The sequence below is a fragment of the Agrobacterium sp. CNPSo 3708 genome, from assembly GCF_028674915.1.
Lineage (GTDB): Bacteria > Pseudomonadota > Alphaproteobacteria > Rhizobiales > Rhizobiaceae > Agrobacterium > Agrobacterium cavarae.
In genome coordinates, this window is the sequence record NZ_JAQZSF010000006.1 from 185,998 (window position 1) to 200,362 (window position 14,365).

Consider the following 14,365-nt stretch of genomic DNA (forward strand, 5'->3'; position numbering starts at 1 on the left):
ACGCGAGAGACCGCAGCAAAGGGCTGCAGCCGGCAGATCAGAGGTTGGCGAGAAGCTCGTTGACGCGGCTTTCCATATCGGCGAGCGCGGAATCGACGTCCTTCTGGCCGGTAATGGCCGCGCTCATTTCCTCGCCGACAATGTCCTGAATGGCGAACTGGCGCTGGACGGCGGAGGGCAGCGGCTTGCCAAGCGTGGCGATCGGCGCAATCGTGTCGCGATGCGGCAGCGCCTTGAACTCGGCGGATTCGATGACCGCCTTGTAAGCCGGCAGGTGACCGGTGCGCGACCATTCGAAATCATTATCGGCAAAGAATTTCAGGAACTTGGCAATCGCCGCCTCCTGCTCCGGCGTGCGATCCTTCTTGGAAACCGCCCAGCTGTGGCCATCGGCATATTGCGCCTTGGCGCCGGGGAAGAGCTGCGGATAGGGATAGACCGCATAGCCGCCCTTGTTCAGCGCAGTGCCCGGCTTTTCAGATTGGGCATTGTAGTCGCCGACCATCCAGGTGCCGTTCAGGTGCACGCCGCCTTCACCGCCAAGGAACGCGTTAATGGAGCCGCCGTAATCGAGGTCCTTCGTCGTGTCGTCCTTTTCGAAGATGGTCTTGTACATCTCCACGATCTTGCGTGCTTCCGGCGTGTTGAACTTCACCTTCTTCGGATCGGCGAAGAAATCGGAATTCTGCTGGAAAAGATAGGTGTAGAGATTGCGGGCATAGAGCGCCGTCTCGTTGGCGAGGTTCTGGACGAAATAGGGCTTGCCGGTCTTCTGTTTGAACTGCTCGGCCTGGGCCAGCAACTCTTCCGGTGATTTCGGCAGGATCGGCGTGCCGTCGGCATTGACGAGGCCTGCGGTTTTGAACAGGTCCATGTTGATGTGGTAGAGCATGGTCCAGTTGTCGATCGGCAGGCCGTAGATCTTGCCGTTCTTGGTCACGCCTTCCTTGGCCGCATCGGTGAATTTGTCCGGCGTCACGCCAACGGTCTTCAACATGTCGTCGAGCGGGACCAGCAGGTCCTTGGACTGATAGTCGGACAGGACGGATTCATGGATCGTGACGATGTCCGGTGCATCGCCCGAGGCGAACTGCGCCGTGAGCTGGTCGTAGCCCGGCCATTCCACCGTGGTGACGTTGATCTTGATATCCGGATTGTCGGCGGCGAATTTGTTGATCATCGATGTGATGATGCCGCATTCGCCCACCGCCTTGCTGACATCGGTGTTCTTGCCGAAATCTGCGTCGCAGGCGCCAAAGAAGCGCTGCACCTGCAATTCGGTCTCGGCAAAGCTTGGTGATGCGACCAGCACCGCGGCTGCGGATATGGTTGCGAGAAACAGTGTCCTCAAAGTCATGATAGTCTCCTCCTCCTCAGGTTTCGCCGTCGCTGGGCGAGCGGCGTCTTTTCCTCATTCGTTCAGGCTTTGCATCTTGGCCGGAGCGTCGTGCATCACCGCACCGCCGCGCCAGATACGGCGGTGACGATATATTTCTGGAAAAACAGATAGATGATCAGGATCGGTGCGCCGGCGAACACCGCCTGCGCCATCAGAAAGCCGATGCCCTGCGACTGGGCAAAGTTCATCTGCGTCGAGGCGATGCCGACGGTGAGCGTAAACATTTCCTTCTTCGTCGCGGAGATCAGCGGCCAGAAGTAATCGTTCCAGGCGCCGAGAAATGTGAAGATGCCAAGTGTCGCCTGCGCCGGGACGGTCAGTGGCAGAAGCACCTTCCAGAAGACGCGGAAGCGGCTGGCATTGTCGAGGATCGCAGCTTCATCCAGTTCCTTTGGAATGGCGCGGAAATATTGCGTCATCAGGAATACGCCGAAGGCGGAAGACAGACCCGGCAGGATCAAGCCCGGATAGGAATTGTGCAGGCCAAGCCAGCTGAAGATCTGGTGGCGGGCAATGAGCACCGCCTGTTCCGGCACGGCCAGACCCAGAAGCACCAGAACGAAGAGGACGTCGCGACCGGGGAAGTTCAGCCGGGCGAAGCCATAACCCGCAAGCGACGAGAGGATCAGCGTCATGATCGTCATGCCGCTGGCCACCACGATGCTGTTGAACACCCAGAGGAACACGCTCGATGTGCCGATGGTGTCGATATAGTTCTTGATCGTGTAGGGAAGCTGGAAGACCGAATGCGGATCGACCATCAGTGCGTTGTTGTCCTTCAAAGACAGCGCGATGACGTAAATTACGGGGGCTGCCATAACGATCGCTAGAAGGATGACGAGGCCGTAGAGCACGCGGTCGCCGAAGGATCTGCCGATGATGTTGGAGTTCTGCGAAGCCATCACACATCTGCCTTTCTGCGGGATACCAGAAATTGCACCATGGCCGCGATCAGGATCAGCACGAAGAGGATTTCGGATGCGGCGGCACCGAGGCCGAGATCCCAGCGGCGGAAGGCGGTTTCATAGATGTAGAACACGATCGGCTTGGTGAGGTTGTTCGGGCCGCCGCGCGTCATCAACAGCGCCTGGCCGAAGAGCTGGAACTGAAAGACGATCTGGATGATGACGACGAGCACGAAGGTGCGCTTGATCGAGGGCAGGGTGATGGACCGCAGCGTCTGCCAGCGATTGGCATTGTCGAGAGCGGCGGCCTCATAGATATCCTGCGGGATCTGTTGAAGTGCCGAGAGAAACAGCATCATCGGCAGGCCGATGCACCACCAGACGGTGGCGATCGCGATGCCGATCATGGCAAGGCTCGGGTCCGACAGGAAGGCCGGTGCCCTAGCACCAAACAGACCGAAGATCATCGACAAAAGGCCGATGTCGGGAATGTAGACGATGCGCCAGATCAGCGTGACGATGGTGACGGACAAGACCGAGGATGAGAAGAACAGGCCCCGGAGGACGGCGGCGCTGCGCGTGCGCCGGTTGAGGCAAAGCGCCAGGAACAGGCCGAGCAGGGCGAGCGACGGAACCGTCAGCAGCACAAAGTAGAAGGTGTTCCAGATCGACTGCAGGAAGATCTTGTCATTGAACAGACGGACGTAATTGCCGAGGCCGATAAAAGGGCCAGAGGAAAACGTATCCGCCTTGTGGAAGGACAGCCAGATACCCCAGAACAGCGGCACGACAAGCAGCGTGACGAAGAAAACGAGATAGGGCGCGACGAAGAGAAAGTTTCGCCATTGCGGCGCGTAGATATCGACGCTTCTCGCGCGCTTGACGGAGACTGCGCCTGCAGCCTGATGGGCGGTGGTTGCACTCAGTGGTTCAGCCATGACCCACCTCCCGCGCGTGCCAGGCGCGGCCCGATGCATCGAAAAGATGCGCCTTGGTGCTGTCGAAGGACAGGCCGACACGATCTCCAACCGAGACGCGGCTATCGCCACTATCGGAACCGACAAGTTGCTGACCATCGGCAAGGCGCACATAGACCAGCGTGCGTTCGCCCAGCCGCTCCACCACATCCACCACGCCTTCCGCGTTGCCGCTGCCTTGCGATGTGATACGCACATCTTCCGAGCGCAGGCCAAGTTCGAAAGCGCCGGGCGCGATACCGGTGGCTGGAATGGCGGTTACCATCCTGGTGCCCGAAGCGGTCTCGACGGTGACGACGCCGGCATCCGTGCCGATCGTGACGGGAAGGAAATTCATCGCCGGTGCACCGACGAAGCCCGCGACGAAGCGGCTTGCCGGACGGTTATAGATCTCCATCGGCGTGCCGATCTGTTCGATCTGCCGATTGTTCATGACGACGATCCGATCCGCCAGCGTCATCGCCTCGATCTGGTCATGGGTGACGAAGATCATGGTCGACTTCAGCCGCTGATGCAGCTGTGCCAGTTCGATGCGGGTGCGGGTGCGCAGTGCCGCATCGAGGTTGGACAGTGGCTCGTCGAAGAGGAAGGCTTTCGGTTCCTTTACAACGGCGCGACCGATGGCGACACGCTGCCGCTGGCCGCCGGACAATTGCCCGGGCTTGCGCTCGAGCAAATGGCCGATTTCCAACATGCGTGCGGCTTCGGCAATGCGCGCATCGATGACGGAGCGCTCGACGGCGATGTTCTTCAGCCCGAAGGCCATGTTGTCGCGCACCGTCATATGCGGATAGAGCGCATAGGACTGGAAGACCATGGCGACGCCGCGCTTGCCGGGCGGCTGGTCGTCTATGCGCTCGCCATTGATGCGGATTTCTCCGTCATCGACACTTTCGAGCCCCGCAATCATGCGCAGAAGCGTGGACTTGCCGCAGCCGGATGGGCCGAGGAACACGACGAATTCATGCGCCGGAATGGAAAGCGACAGTCCTTCAAAAACCGTCAGCCCGCCGAAGTGCTTGCTCACATTGTTCATATCGATACTTGCCGTCATAGTGTCTCCTCCCGTGACCCGTATGGCGATGTCGCAAGGCCCTGTCAGACCTTGATGCGCACCATCTGGTAGGAGTAGGGCGCGCATGTCGCCGAAAGCCGGCCGTTGGACAGCCTTGCCGTGTCGGCCTTTTTCGGCGCAACATTGTCCATATTCGTCTCGGTATTGACCGCTTTCAGATCGGCATGGGCCATGACCTGGTGATCGGCGATGCTGCTGGTGCTGCCGAAGGCTGCGACATCGAACTCGGCCTCGATCTCGTTTTCGGAGCGATTGACGACGAAGAAGCTGACGAAGCCGCCTTCCTCATCATGCACGGCGGAAACGTCGAGGCAGGACACCTCGCCCGCCGTCTCGCTCTTGTAGGTGGGGCTGTTGACCTTCAGGTCCAGCGCCTTGCCGCGGCCATAGCGCGAGGCAAAGAGGAAGGGATAGAAGATCGTCTGGCGCCAGGCTGGGCCGTTCGGCGCGGTCATGATCGGCGCAATAACGTTGACGAGCTGTGCCAGGCAGGCGATGCGCACCACATGCGAGCGACGAATGAAGGTGTTGAGGATCAGGCCGACCTGCAGCACATCCTCGAACGTGTAGATGTCTTCCAGAAGTGGCGGGGCAAAGGGCCAGCCATCGGCACCGGCAAGCGTCTTCTTGTCCTGTTCCTTCGAGTGATACCAGACGTTCCATTCGTCGAATGAGATATAGACCTGGCGCGACGAGCGCTTCTTGGCCTTGATGTAATCAATGACGCCTGCGACCGACATGATGTAGTCGTCGAGCTTCTGGTTCATCGCCAGATAGTTGCCGACATCATTGGCGTGATTGTCGAAATACATATGCAGCGAGATATAATCGACCTCGTTATAGGTGTGGTCGAGAACGGTTGCCTCCCACTCCGGATAGGTTGGCATCTTGGCATTGGATGAGCCGCAGACGACGAGTTCGAGCGAGCTGTCGAAGGCGCGCATGGCCTTTGCCGTTTCGTGGGCGAGGCGGCCATATTCATCCGCCGTCTTGTGGCCGATCTGCCAGGGGCCGTCCATCTCGTTGCCAAGGCACCAGAGCTTGACGTCGAAAGGCTCCTTGCGGCCATTGGCGATACGCTTGTCGCTCCACTCGCTGCCGCCCGGGTGGTTGGCATATTCCAGCAGATTGCGCGCTTCATCCAGTCCGCGCGAGCCGAGATTGACCGCCAGCATCATCTCGGTATTGGCGGACACGCACCAGTCGGCAAATTCATGCAGGCCGACCTCGTTGCTCTCGGATGTGTGCCAGGCGAGATCAAGGCGAACGGGCCGTTCTTCCTTAGGGCCGACACCATCTTCCCAATTGTAGGCGGAAACGAAGTTGCCGCCGGGATAGCGCACGATCGGAACGTCCAGTTCCTTGACGAGATCGATGACATCCTGACGCATGCCGCTCTGATCAGCCGTTCTGTGGTCCGGCTCATAAATGCCGGTATAGACGGCGCGACCAAGATGCTCGATGAAGGACCCGTAGAGCCTGGGATCAATATCCGCCACGACAAATTGCGGATGCGCCACAACCGATACCTTCATGCATTCCTCCCATTAGTATCATAAAAAGCGATATGTATCGCTATTACGGATACTAAATCGGAAAATCCGGTATGGGTCAACAGGGAGAGCTGCAACGTTGCCTGAAGATGCTACCCGTAATTTCTAACAGCTTGATGTCGCGCCGTTATTTTAAATATCGGAATTATTGATACTATTCGATCTTCAGGCGTAGCACGATGTCCTGATCGTAATTGCCGAAGCCCTTGCCGAAGATATTGATGCCGCCCGGATGCTTGGCGTCGTCCTCTATGCCGATGCGCACGCGGATGGAGTGATGGCTGGCAAGATCGAGGTCGGCCAGCGTGACATTCGAGATCTGCACGCCATCGACGAAGGTGCCGTCCGGTCCGACGCGCCAGTTCTTCAGCTTGCCATATTGCGAGCCCTTGAGCTTCCACCAGTCTGGCGTATAGACGCCACGCTTATCGCCGAAATCTCCGGGCGAGGTCCACACGCCGACCTTCTTGCCGTTGATGGTCAGCGTTATGTCAGACGGCCAGTCGGCGCTGGTTCCTGGCACTTCCGAGCTCAGCTCCACCGCCACTTCAAGCTCGCGAATTGCGGCGTTGGAGAGTTTGGCATTGTTGGGGAACTGATATTCCACATGGCCACGGGTAAACCAGATCAGCCCCGCCTTCATCCGGTCCGGATCCAGAAGCGCATTCGGCACATCGAGAAGGCCGATGATACCATCTGGTGAACAGAGCCCGCAGGGTGCCGTCACCTCGAAGCCGGTATAGAGGCCGACCGGCATGGACACCTCGATCACGTCCTTGCGCGGCTCTCGCACCTCACTTTTGAAGACGATGACCACCTCTTCCACCGTGGCGCGACAGATTTTCTGGCTGCCCTTGCGCGCCTTCTGCGTTTCGCTCTGCAGCAGGCCCGCATCTTCCAGAATCTGGATATGGGTGGAAACCGTCGATTGCGGCAGGTCCAAAGCCGCCGCCATGTCGTTGACATTCATCGGGCCGCGATCATGCAGCATTTTCAACATGGTCGCTCGCGTCGGCGAGGCAATGCCCTTCAACACGGTGTGGTCGGTCTCGGGATCGATGATGAGGAATTTTTTCGTCATGGCGCTTTTACATTCGGATTTTCCGATTTGTATCGCGCTTTCTGATAATTGAAAAGTCGCTACTTCCTGTCTGCCCGATCCCGTCTAGAGGCGGTGAGGCTGAAATAGGCTTGCAGGAGCACGGATACGAAAAATCCGACGGCAGCGAGAGCGGTATAGGCTACGAGGCGATTGGAGAGCGTGTACCATCCGCACAGGATCGCTACGGCATTCATTCCCATCAGAGCTGCAACGACGCCAAAAAAGCAGATTGCTGCTTTCCACGGACCTGAGGCGGCGCTGACGAAGCGCCTCAGCCCAGATGAGGTGCGATTGCTCATTCGTCTACCTTTATCACATAGTCCTGTTTCTATCGCGCCCGAACTCATCCTCGGAGCGAAGGGAACTCATACCGCACTGGCTCGTCGCCACGGTGCATTCTGGCTTGTTGCTTCGAACGCCAGCGACGTGGTCCTGTCTGAGGTATATTGCTGTCTGGGGAAGGGCGGGACAATAAAGAAAAAGGCCCTGCAATATTTTGCAAGGCCTTGATTTCTTTAAATTCGGATGGTGGGCGTGACAGGGATTGAACCTGTGACCCCTACGATGTCAACGTAGTGCTCTCCCGCTGAGCTACACGCCCTCCGTTGCGGCGCATAAATCACATAACCGAATGAAGCGTCAACTGCCTTTTTCGATTTTGTGACAGGTTTTTTTGAAACCCTTACGCCACAAGGAGTTTGTTGACCTCGTCGACGAGGTCGCGAAGGTGGAATGGCTTGGAAAGCACCTTGGCATCCTTCGGTGCCTTCGAATCAGCATTCAAAGCAACCGCTGCGAAACCGGTGATGAACATGACCTTGAGGTCGGGATCGAGTTCGGTGGCGCGGCGCGCAAGCTCGATGCCGTCCATTTCCGGCATGACGATATCGGTCAAAAGCAGTGAGAAAGGCTCTTCGCGAAGCCGATCATAGGCGCTTGCACCATTATCGAAGGACGAGACCTTGTATCCGGCCTTTTCAAGCGCCTTCACCAGGAAGCGGCGCATGTCATTGTCGTCTTCGGCGAGAAGAATTTTCTGAACCATATAAGTGACCGTAACTACAGAATTATTGGGATACCCTATCGCGATTGTACCATTGTCGGAGTAAATATCATGTGAATGGTAGAATCACGAGAGGGTGACTGCCTGCCAGTATGGACTTGCACTGGCGCAACTGGCAACATGATGCGTCTGGCAGAATTATGACATGGTAAACGGGGCGCATGGACTGGGTGACGGGCGAATATGAGCTGTTCGAGGTGTGCGAGCCAGCGCTGCACAGCATTCCCTTCGTCTATAATTCACCCCATAGTGGCCGCTGTTACCCCGTTTCCTTTCTTGAATCCTCGCGGCTCGATTCCTACGAAATTCGCCGTTCGGAAGATTGTTTCGTCGATGAGCTTTTTGCGTGCGCTCCTGATATCGGCGCGCCACTGCTGAAGGCCAATTTCCCCCGCGCCTATCTGGATGTCAACCGCGAGCCCTATGAGCTCGATCCGCGCATGTTCGACGGCGCACTGCCATCTTACGCCAATATCGGCTCCATGCGGGTTGCAGGCGGTCTCGGCACCGTGCCGCGCATCGTGGCGGAGAACATGGATATCTACGCGCACCGCCTATCGGTGGAGGAGGGGCTGTCGCGTGTCGAGGGCATCTACAAGCCCTACCATGCGTGCCTGCGACGCCTCGTCTCGCGCACCCATGCCACGCATGGCATGGCGGTGCTGATCGACTGCCATTCCATGCCTGGCAATATCCGCCTTGCCGGATCGAACATCCGCCCCGACATCATCATCGGCGATCGTTACGGCACCAGCGCCTCTGCGGAGATTTCCCGTGCGGCTCTGCATTTCCTTGAAGAGCTTGGCTTCAACGCCGTGTGCAACAAGCCCTATGCCGGCGGTTTCATCACCGAGCATTACGGCCGGCCGATCCGCTCGCTGCATGCGTTGCAGATCGAGGTAAATCGCGCACTCTATGTGGACGAGAAGACCTTTCTGAAGGCGGCGGATTTCCCGGCGATGCAATCGGCCCTGGGCATCTTCATGCGTCAGATGGCGGGCTTCGTCTCGGAATATGTGATCGATATGGCCTTTGCGGCCGAATAAAGCTTCTTTCATCCCGAACAGGACGCCCGGACGTCTCGCGCCGATGCTGGGCTGAACGCAAAAAAAAACGCGCCTTCGCGCGGTTAAGTCTAGGGAGGAAACACCCAAGGAGGGTATTTACAGTCAAAGACTGTGAACTCCACGCTACATCAATTTGCACAATTGTCAATCATTATAATTATTTGCATAAATTATAGGCAATATTTGGGTGTTTGCATGTATGGTGGCCTGGCGTTTCTTGGGCATGCCTATTCAGCAGGCAATGGGTGCCTCACGTGGGGAGAGTGGACGAGTCGCGCAGAACCGCGCTATGTGATCCTCCAGCCAATCACAGACGCCGGGGATTTTCATGCTGCCAGATCGCGACTTCTTCTTCCGCCTCGCCGATGCCGCCAAGGCTGAGACGCTGCCCCGGTTTCGCACCGGCATCGCTGTCGATAACAAGCAGGCCGGCGGTTACGATCCCGTAACGGAGGGCGACCAAGCAGCCGAAGCGGCGATCCGCGCACTGATCACCGAGCGTTTCCCAGATCACGGCATTCTTGGCGAAGAGCATGGCAGCATCGGGCTCGACCGCGAGCATGTCTGGGTGATCGATCCGATCGACGGCACCCGCGCCTTCATTTCAGGCGTGCCGGTCTGGGGAACGCTGATCGGTTTCCAATCCGGCGGTCGCGCCAGAATGGGCCTGATGGACCAGCCCTTTACCGGCGAGCGCTATTACGCCGATGGGGAGAAGGCATGGTACAAGGGGCCGGAGGGCGAAAAAGAGATCAGGACGCGGGCCTGCCGGTCGCTTTCGGATGCCATTCTCTTTACCACCTCGCCCCATATCTTCACCGCACCGGAAGCCGAGCGTTACGGCGCGGTGCAGGACAAGGTTCGCCTGTTCCGCTATGGCGTGGATTGCTATGCCTATGCTTTGCTGGCTGCCGGCCATGTGGATCTCGTCATCGAATCCGGCCTGAAGCCCTATGATGTCGGTGCGCTGATCCCGATCATCGAACAGGCGGGCGGCATCATCACCACCTGGGATGGCGGGCGACCGGAAGGGGCGGGGCGGATTATCGCTGCCGGCAGCAAGGCTGTGCATGAAGAGGCGCTGGCGCTGCTCTCCGGCCTCTGACCCTTTTAGGGCGGGACGCTATTCGTCCGGGGCGAAGAAGGCATCCAGCGCCGCAAGCGCCTGGGCGCGGTAGATATCGCGTTCCTGAAACAGTTCGTGGCGGGCACCGATGACCGGGATCAACTGTGCCGCGCGGAAATTGCGCGACAATTCCTCCTGCACCGCATAGGGCGTGATGGTGTCGAGAACCGGGGCCAGCAACAGGGTGGGAATGGTGATGCGGGTCAGGTGATCCTGCCGCGTCACTTTCGGCATGATCTTCATGACTTCGTAGAGCCAGCGCGCCGTAGGCCTGCCGATGAAGAGCTCCGGATGGCTGTTGGCGATCGCAATGTTACGGGCAAAACGCTCGGCATCGGAGGTCAATGGGTTGCCATCGAAATCCCGCTCGCGATTATCCCTGCCCAATTGCTTGCCGCCAAAACCTGTCCATGTCAGGGCGGTGGCAACGGTCTTGATCCAGCGGGGCGAAACGGATTGGCCGCCAAGCCCGACGAAGGGCGAGCAGAGCGCCATGCGCTCGATGCGGTTGGACAGTTCCGGCGCCATGGAAAGCGCAATCAGTCCGCCGGTGGAGTGTGCCACCATGAAGAAGGGCAGGCGGGTATCCGGCAGCACCACCTGTTCCAGAAAGAGCGATACATCCTTCTGGTAATCGGAAAAACGGCGCACATAGCCGGCATCCGCCTTCTTCAAAAGCCGCGCCGAGCCGCCCTGGCCGCGCGTGTCGAAAGTGGCGACCCAGAAGCCCTTGGCCGTCAGATCGCGGATCGTCTCAAAGTATTTCTCGATCGTTTCGTTGCGTCCGTGCAGCAGCACGATGGTGCCGCGTGCAACCGGTCTTTCGGAACGGAAGATTGCATAGCGCAGGCTCTTCTTGCCATGGCCTTCAAAGGTTCCGACATGGTGGTTGTCGGGCACGGGGTTGCCTTTGGTTTCATGGAGAATGGCTTCGGTCATCGATATCCTGCCTCGGGGCAAATCGTGGTCGTGCGGAGAGGTGTTTCAAGGGGATAGGTTGAGCGATTGTGTCCGTCAAAGGAAAACATGCGCAAAACGGACAAGGCGGGAAAAATTGCCGGAACCGTCGGTTTAGCAGTCGCGGTTCCGGCCAGTCGGACAAAGAAGAAGGGACGATGCTTCTCTGCCCTCGAAGTTGCCTCCGATAGGGTGGTTCTAGCGGTCGCTCAATGAACGGATCTGGAACCTGCCATTCAGAAATCGTTCAGGTGAAATCGAATGCCTTTTTCCCTCTTGAACTGCCAAAACACCATTCCCACCTATTGCTCACGGTCGCCAGAACGGGGCCGTGTCAAGGTTTCTTTCATCGCCAGAACGGGATGGAGAGCCACACTCGCAAACAGTCGCTTCTAAGGAGGACACCATGCGTCACGTTGATTTTTCCCCCCTTTACCGCTCCACCGTCGGTTTCGACCGTCTGTTCTCGATGCTCGACAGCATCGGTCAGCCGGAGCAGGCTCAGGCTTATCCGCCCTATAATATCGAGCGGACCGGCGAGAATGCCTATCGCATCACCATGGCGGTTGCCGGCTTCGACGAGACTGAACTCAGCATCGAATCTCGCGCCAATGTGTTGACCGTCAAGGCCGAGAAGGCTGAAGACACCAAGGCATCCGAGGGCGACTTCCTCTATCGCGGCATTGCCACGCGCGCTTTCGAGCGCCGCTTCCAGCTTGCCGACCATGTGGAAGTGCAGAATGCTTCGCTGAAGAACGGTCTTCTGCATATCGACCTTCTTCGCAACATTCCCGAAGCCATGAAGCCCCGCCGCATCGCGATTGCGACCGACGCATCGGACGCGCCGAAGCAGATCGAGGCACAGGTAACGCCAACCCAGGTGAACTAAACCTCGAGGTTAGCGCGTGAATAAGAAGACGGCTCCCGCAAGGGGGCCGTCTTTTTTGCATTTATAGGCGGTCGAAGACCCTGTGACGTCATCCGTTGTTGACGCGAGGATCGACTGTCTTCAGCGGCGGCAGGGAGACTTACGACGCCGTCTTGGCTGCGATCGCCGCCGCCTCCGGTGCATCTGCCACGGGCGCCGCGATCTTTGCAGCTTCCGCTTCCTTTGCCTTCTTCGCATAGTGCTGTGCAATCACGGCGCAGGCCATCAGTTGGATCTGGTGGAAGAGCATGATGGGCAGCACGATGGCGCCGATGCTTTGGCCGGCGAAGATGGCGCCTGCCATCGGCACGCCGCTCGCAAGGCTCTTTTTCGATCCGCAGAAGGTGATGGTGATTTCATCTTCTTTCTTGAAGCCGAGCAGGCGGCTGCCAAACATGGTGAGGCACAGGACAAGGGTCAGCAGAACCATGTTGATGCCAATCACGACGCCGATGTCGCGTAAGGTGAATTGGTTCCAGATGCCTTCCACCACCGCATCGCTGAAGGCGAGATAGACGACCATCAGGATCGAGCCGCGATCGACAGGGGCCAGCAGCGTCTTGCGGGCGCGTATCCACTTGCCGATCCAGGGCTGCAATGCCTGGCCGGCGATGAAGGGCAGCAGAAGCTGCAGGAAGATCTGGCCGAACGCATCGAGCGAAAAGCCGCCGCCATGGCCGCCAACGGTAAACAGGAAGCCGACGAGAAGAGGCGTCAGGAACATGCCGAAAATGTTGGAGGCGGATGCCGCGCAGATTGCGGCCGGCACGTTGCCTCCGGCCATCGAGGTGAAGGCGATGGACGACTGCACGGTGGAGGGAAGCACGCAGAGAAAAAGGACACCCATATAGAGTGGCTGCGGCAAGATGCTGTCTGGAATATAGCCCGCCGCAAGGCCGAGAAGCGGGAAGATGCCGAAGGTGACGAGAAGGATGACGATGTGCAGGCGCCAATGCAGCATGCCCGCCACCACGACGTCTCGCGACAGGCGCGCGCCATGCAGGAAGAAGAGCAGCGCGATGGCGCATTTCGTCGCAATGGAGAAATAATGTGCCGGCTCTCCGCTGATCGGCAGCAGCGACGCGAGGATGACGGTAGCGACCAGCATCATGGTGAAGCGGTCTGGCAGGAAGCGGCTCATGGCGCGGCCTTTCTAGAATCTGGTGCGCAGAACGGCACGGCGCTCTGCAATCGTTTGATCCGTCGTAGCCGATCTAAAGCGTGAGGACCGTGAAAGATCCCACACCCTCCAAGCCGGTTTGCGGATTGAAATCGGTCTCACTATCGCTCATCATGAAACCAGATGCAAAAACTAACAGTTATCATGTTTTGAGATAGCCATGCTGAACCTCCAACATCTTGCAAGCTTCGTTACCCTCGAGCAGACCATGAGTTTCACCCAGACCGCCGAACGGCTGGGGATCGGCCAATCGACCGTCAGCCAGCACATCCAGCGACTGGAAGCGTCGCTCGGCCAAAAGCTGATCGCCCGTGATACCCATCGGGTGCGCTTGACGCCGGAGGGTGAAGCGCTTCTGGGCTATGCCCGCAATATGCTGGATCTCAACAATAAGGTCGCGGCCCTCTTCGGCGAGAGCAGGCTGCGCGGTCGCCTGCGTCTCGGCGTCTCGGAGGATTTCGTCGCAAGCCGTCTCACCGTCATTCTGGAAGAGTTCACGAGGCTTTATCCGCTGGTCGATCTGGAGCTGACGGTATCGCTCTCCGGCGTGCTCTATCAGATGCAGGACAATGGCGAACTCGATGTCGTGCTGGCCAAGCGTCGGCTTGGCGATCAGCTCGGTCATTTCCTTTATCGCGAACCGCTGATCTGGCTCGCCAAGGACCCGGATGCGATCCTCTCCCGCAAGGAAGCGCTGCCGCTCATCGCCTTTCCGCCGCCGAGCATCACGCGCAAAGCCGCGCAGGAAGCCCTCGATCGGGCAGGCGTTGCCTGGCGCATCGTCTGCACCTGCGGAAGCCTCAGCGGGCTGACGGCTGCTGCCCGCGCCGGCATGGGCGTTCTTGTCCAGCCTCGCAGCATGGCGCCGTCCGGCTTGCGAGAGTTGCCGCAAGGCAGTCTGCCATCGCTGGAAGACGTGGAGTTCGTGCTGCAGCCGCGCAAGGGCGCGGATGCGGAGCTAGTGCGGGCGCTGTCGTCGCTGGTGACGGCGAAGGGGATGGTCCCGGGCAGTTATGCTTGAGCGTGCAGCGTC

At 58.7% G+C, this 14,365-nt stretch carries 14 protein-coding genes and 1 tRNA gene; 4 read left to right on the forward strand and 11 right to left on the reverse strand.

What is annotated here, in order from left to right; translation table 11 throughout:
- Positions 1-37: 37 nt before the first annotated feature.
- From PVA19_RS14580 to cpdR, 9 genes are all read right to left on the reverse strand, one after another.
- Positions 38-1,357, reverse strand: coding sequence for an ABC transporter substrate-binding protein (locus tag PVA19_RS14580; protein WP_274103078.1), 1,320 nt, complete (start codon positions 1,355-1,357; stop codon positions 38-40).
- Positions 1,358-1,452: 95 nt separating this feature from the next.
- Positions 1,453-2,301 (reverse strand): carbohydrate ABC transporter permease, encoded by an 849-nt coding sequence (locus tag PVA19_RS14585; protein WP_274103080.1) that lies wholly within the window; start codon positions 2,299-2,301, stop codon positions 1,453-1,455.
- Positions 2,301-3,242, reverse strand: a complete 942-nt coding sequence (locus tag PVA19_RS14590; protein ID WP_274103082.1) for a carbohydrate ABC transporter permease — start codon at positions 3,240-3,242, stop codon at positions 2,301-2,303. The genes PVA19_RS14585 and PVA19_RS14590 overlap by 1 nt, the downstream gene beginning before the upstream one ends.
- Positions 3,235-4,335, reverse strand: a complete 1,101-nt coding sequence (locus PVA19_RS14595) for an ABC transporter ATP-binding protein (RefSeq protein ID WP_274103083.1) — start codon at positions 4,333-4,335, stop codon at positions 3,235-3,237. Before PVA19_RS14595 ends, PVA19_RS14590 begins: the two co-directional genes overlap by 8 nt.
- A gap of 44 nt (positions 4,336-4,379) precedes the next feature.
- On the reverse strand, positions 4,380-5,891 hold the full coding sequence (arfA, locus tag PVA19_RS14600) for an arabinosylfuranosidase ArfA (RefSeq protein WP_274103084.1): 1,512 nt from the start codon (positions 5,889-5,891) through the stop codon (positions 4,380-4,382).
- Positions 5,892-6,063: 172 nt separating this feature from the next.
- Entirely contained in the window at positions 6,064-6,990 is a 927-nt protein-coding gene (locus tag PVA19_RS14605; protein WP_274103086.1) for an ArsR/SmtB family transcription factor, read from the reverse strand.
- Between the two features lie 59 nt (positions 6,991-7,049).
- Positions 7,050-7,310 (reverse strand): hypothetical protein, encoded by a 261-nt coding sequence (locus PVA19_RS14610; protein WP_274103088.1) that lies wholly within the window; start codon positions 7,308-7,310, stop codon positions 7,050-7,052.
- A 227-nt stretch (positions 7,311-7,537) separates the two neighbouring features.
- A tRNA-Val gene (locus PVA19_RS14615) sits at positions 7,538-7,612 on the reverse strand.
- 81 nt (positions 7,613-7,693) lie between these two features.
- A complete protein-coding gene (gene cpdR, locus PVA19_RS14620; protein WP_027675545.1) occupies positions 7,694-8,056 on the reverse strand; it encodes a cell cycle two-component system response regulator CpdR in 363 nt (120 codons plus the stop codon).
- A gap of 179 nt (positions 8,057-8,235) precedes the next feature.
- On the opposite strand from cpdR, the gene PVA19_RS14625 reads away from it, so the two are divergent.
- Both PVA19_RS14625 and hisN read left to right on the forward strand, forming a co-directional pair.
- Complete coding sequence (locus PVA19_RS14625) at positions 8,236-9,120, forward strand: N-formylglutamate amidohydrolase (protein WP_274103093.1); 885 nt, start codon at positions 8,236-8,238, stop codon at positions 9,118-9,120.
- Between the two features lie 349 nt (positions 9,121-9,469).
- Positions 9,470-10,246 (forward strand): histidinol-phosphatase, encoded by a 777-nt coding sequence (hisN, locus tag PVA19_RS14630; RefSeq protein WP_274103094.1) that lies wholly within the window; start codon positions 9,470-9,472, stop codon positions 10,244-10,246.
- A gap of 18 nt (positions 10,247-10,264) precedes the next feature.
- On the opposite strand, the gene PVA19_RS14635 is transcribed toward hisN, so the two are convergent.
- A complete protein-coding gene (locus PVA19_RS14635) occupies positions 10,265-11,206 on the reverse strand; it encodes an alpha/beta fold hydrolase (protein ID WP_112358554.1) in 942 nt (313 codons plus the stop codon).
- 424 nt (positions 11,207-11,630) lie between these two features.
- Here PVA19_RS14635 and PVA19_RS14640 point away from each other — a divergent pair, with 424 nt between their 5' ends.
- Entirely contained in the window at positions 11,631-12,113 is a 483-nt protein-coding gene (locus tag PVA19_RS14640; RefSeq protein WP_062598884.1) for an Hsp20 family protein, read from the forward strand.
- Positions 12,114-12,252: 139 nt separating this feature from the next.
- Here the strand turns inward: PVA19_RS14640 and PVA19_RS14645 are convergent, their stop codons facing one another.
- A complete protein-coding gene (locus PVA19_RS14645) occupies positions 12,253-13,293 on the reverse strand; it encodes a bile acid:sodium symporter family protein (protein WP_274103096.1) in 1,041 nt (346 codons plus the stop codon).
- Positions 13,294-13,492: 199 nt separating this feature from the next.
- Here PVA19_RS14645 and PVA19_RS14650 point away from each other — a divergent pair, with 199 nt between their 5' ends.
- A complete protein-coding gene (locus tag PVA19_RS14650; protein WP_112358553.1) occupies positions 13,493-14,353 on the forward strand; it encodes a LysR substrate-binding domain-containing protein in 861 nt (286 codons plus the stop codon).
- Positions 14,354-14,365: the final 12 nt, after the last annotated feature.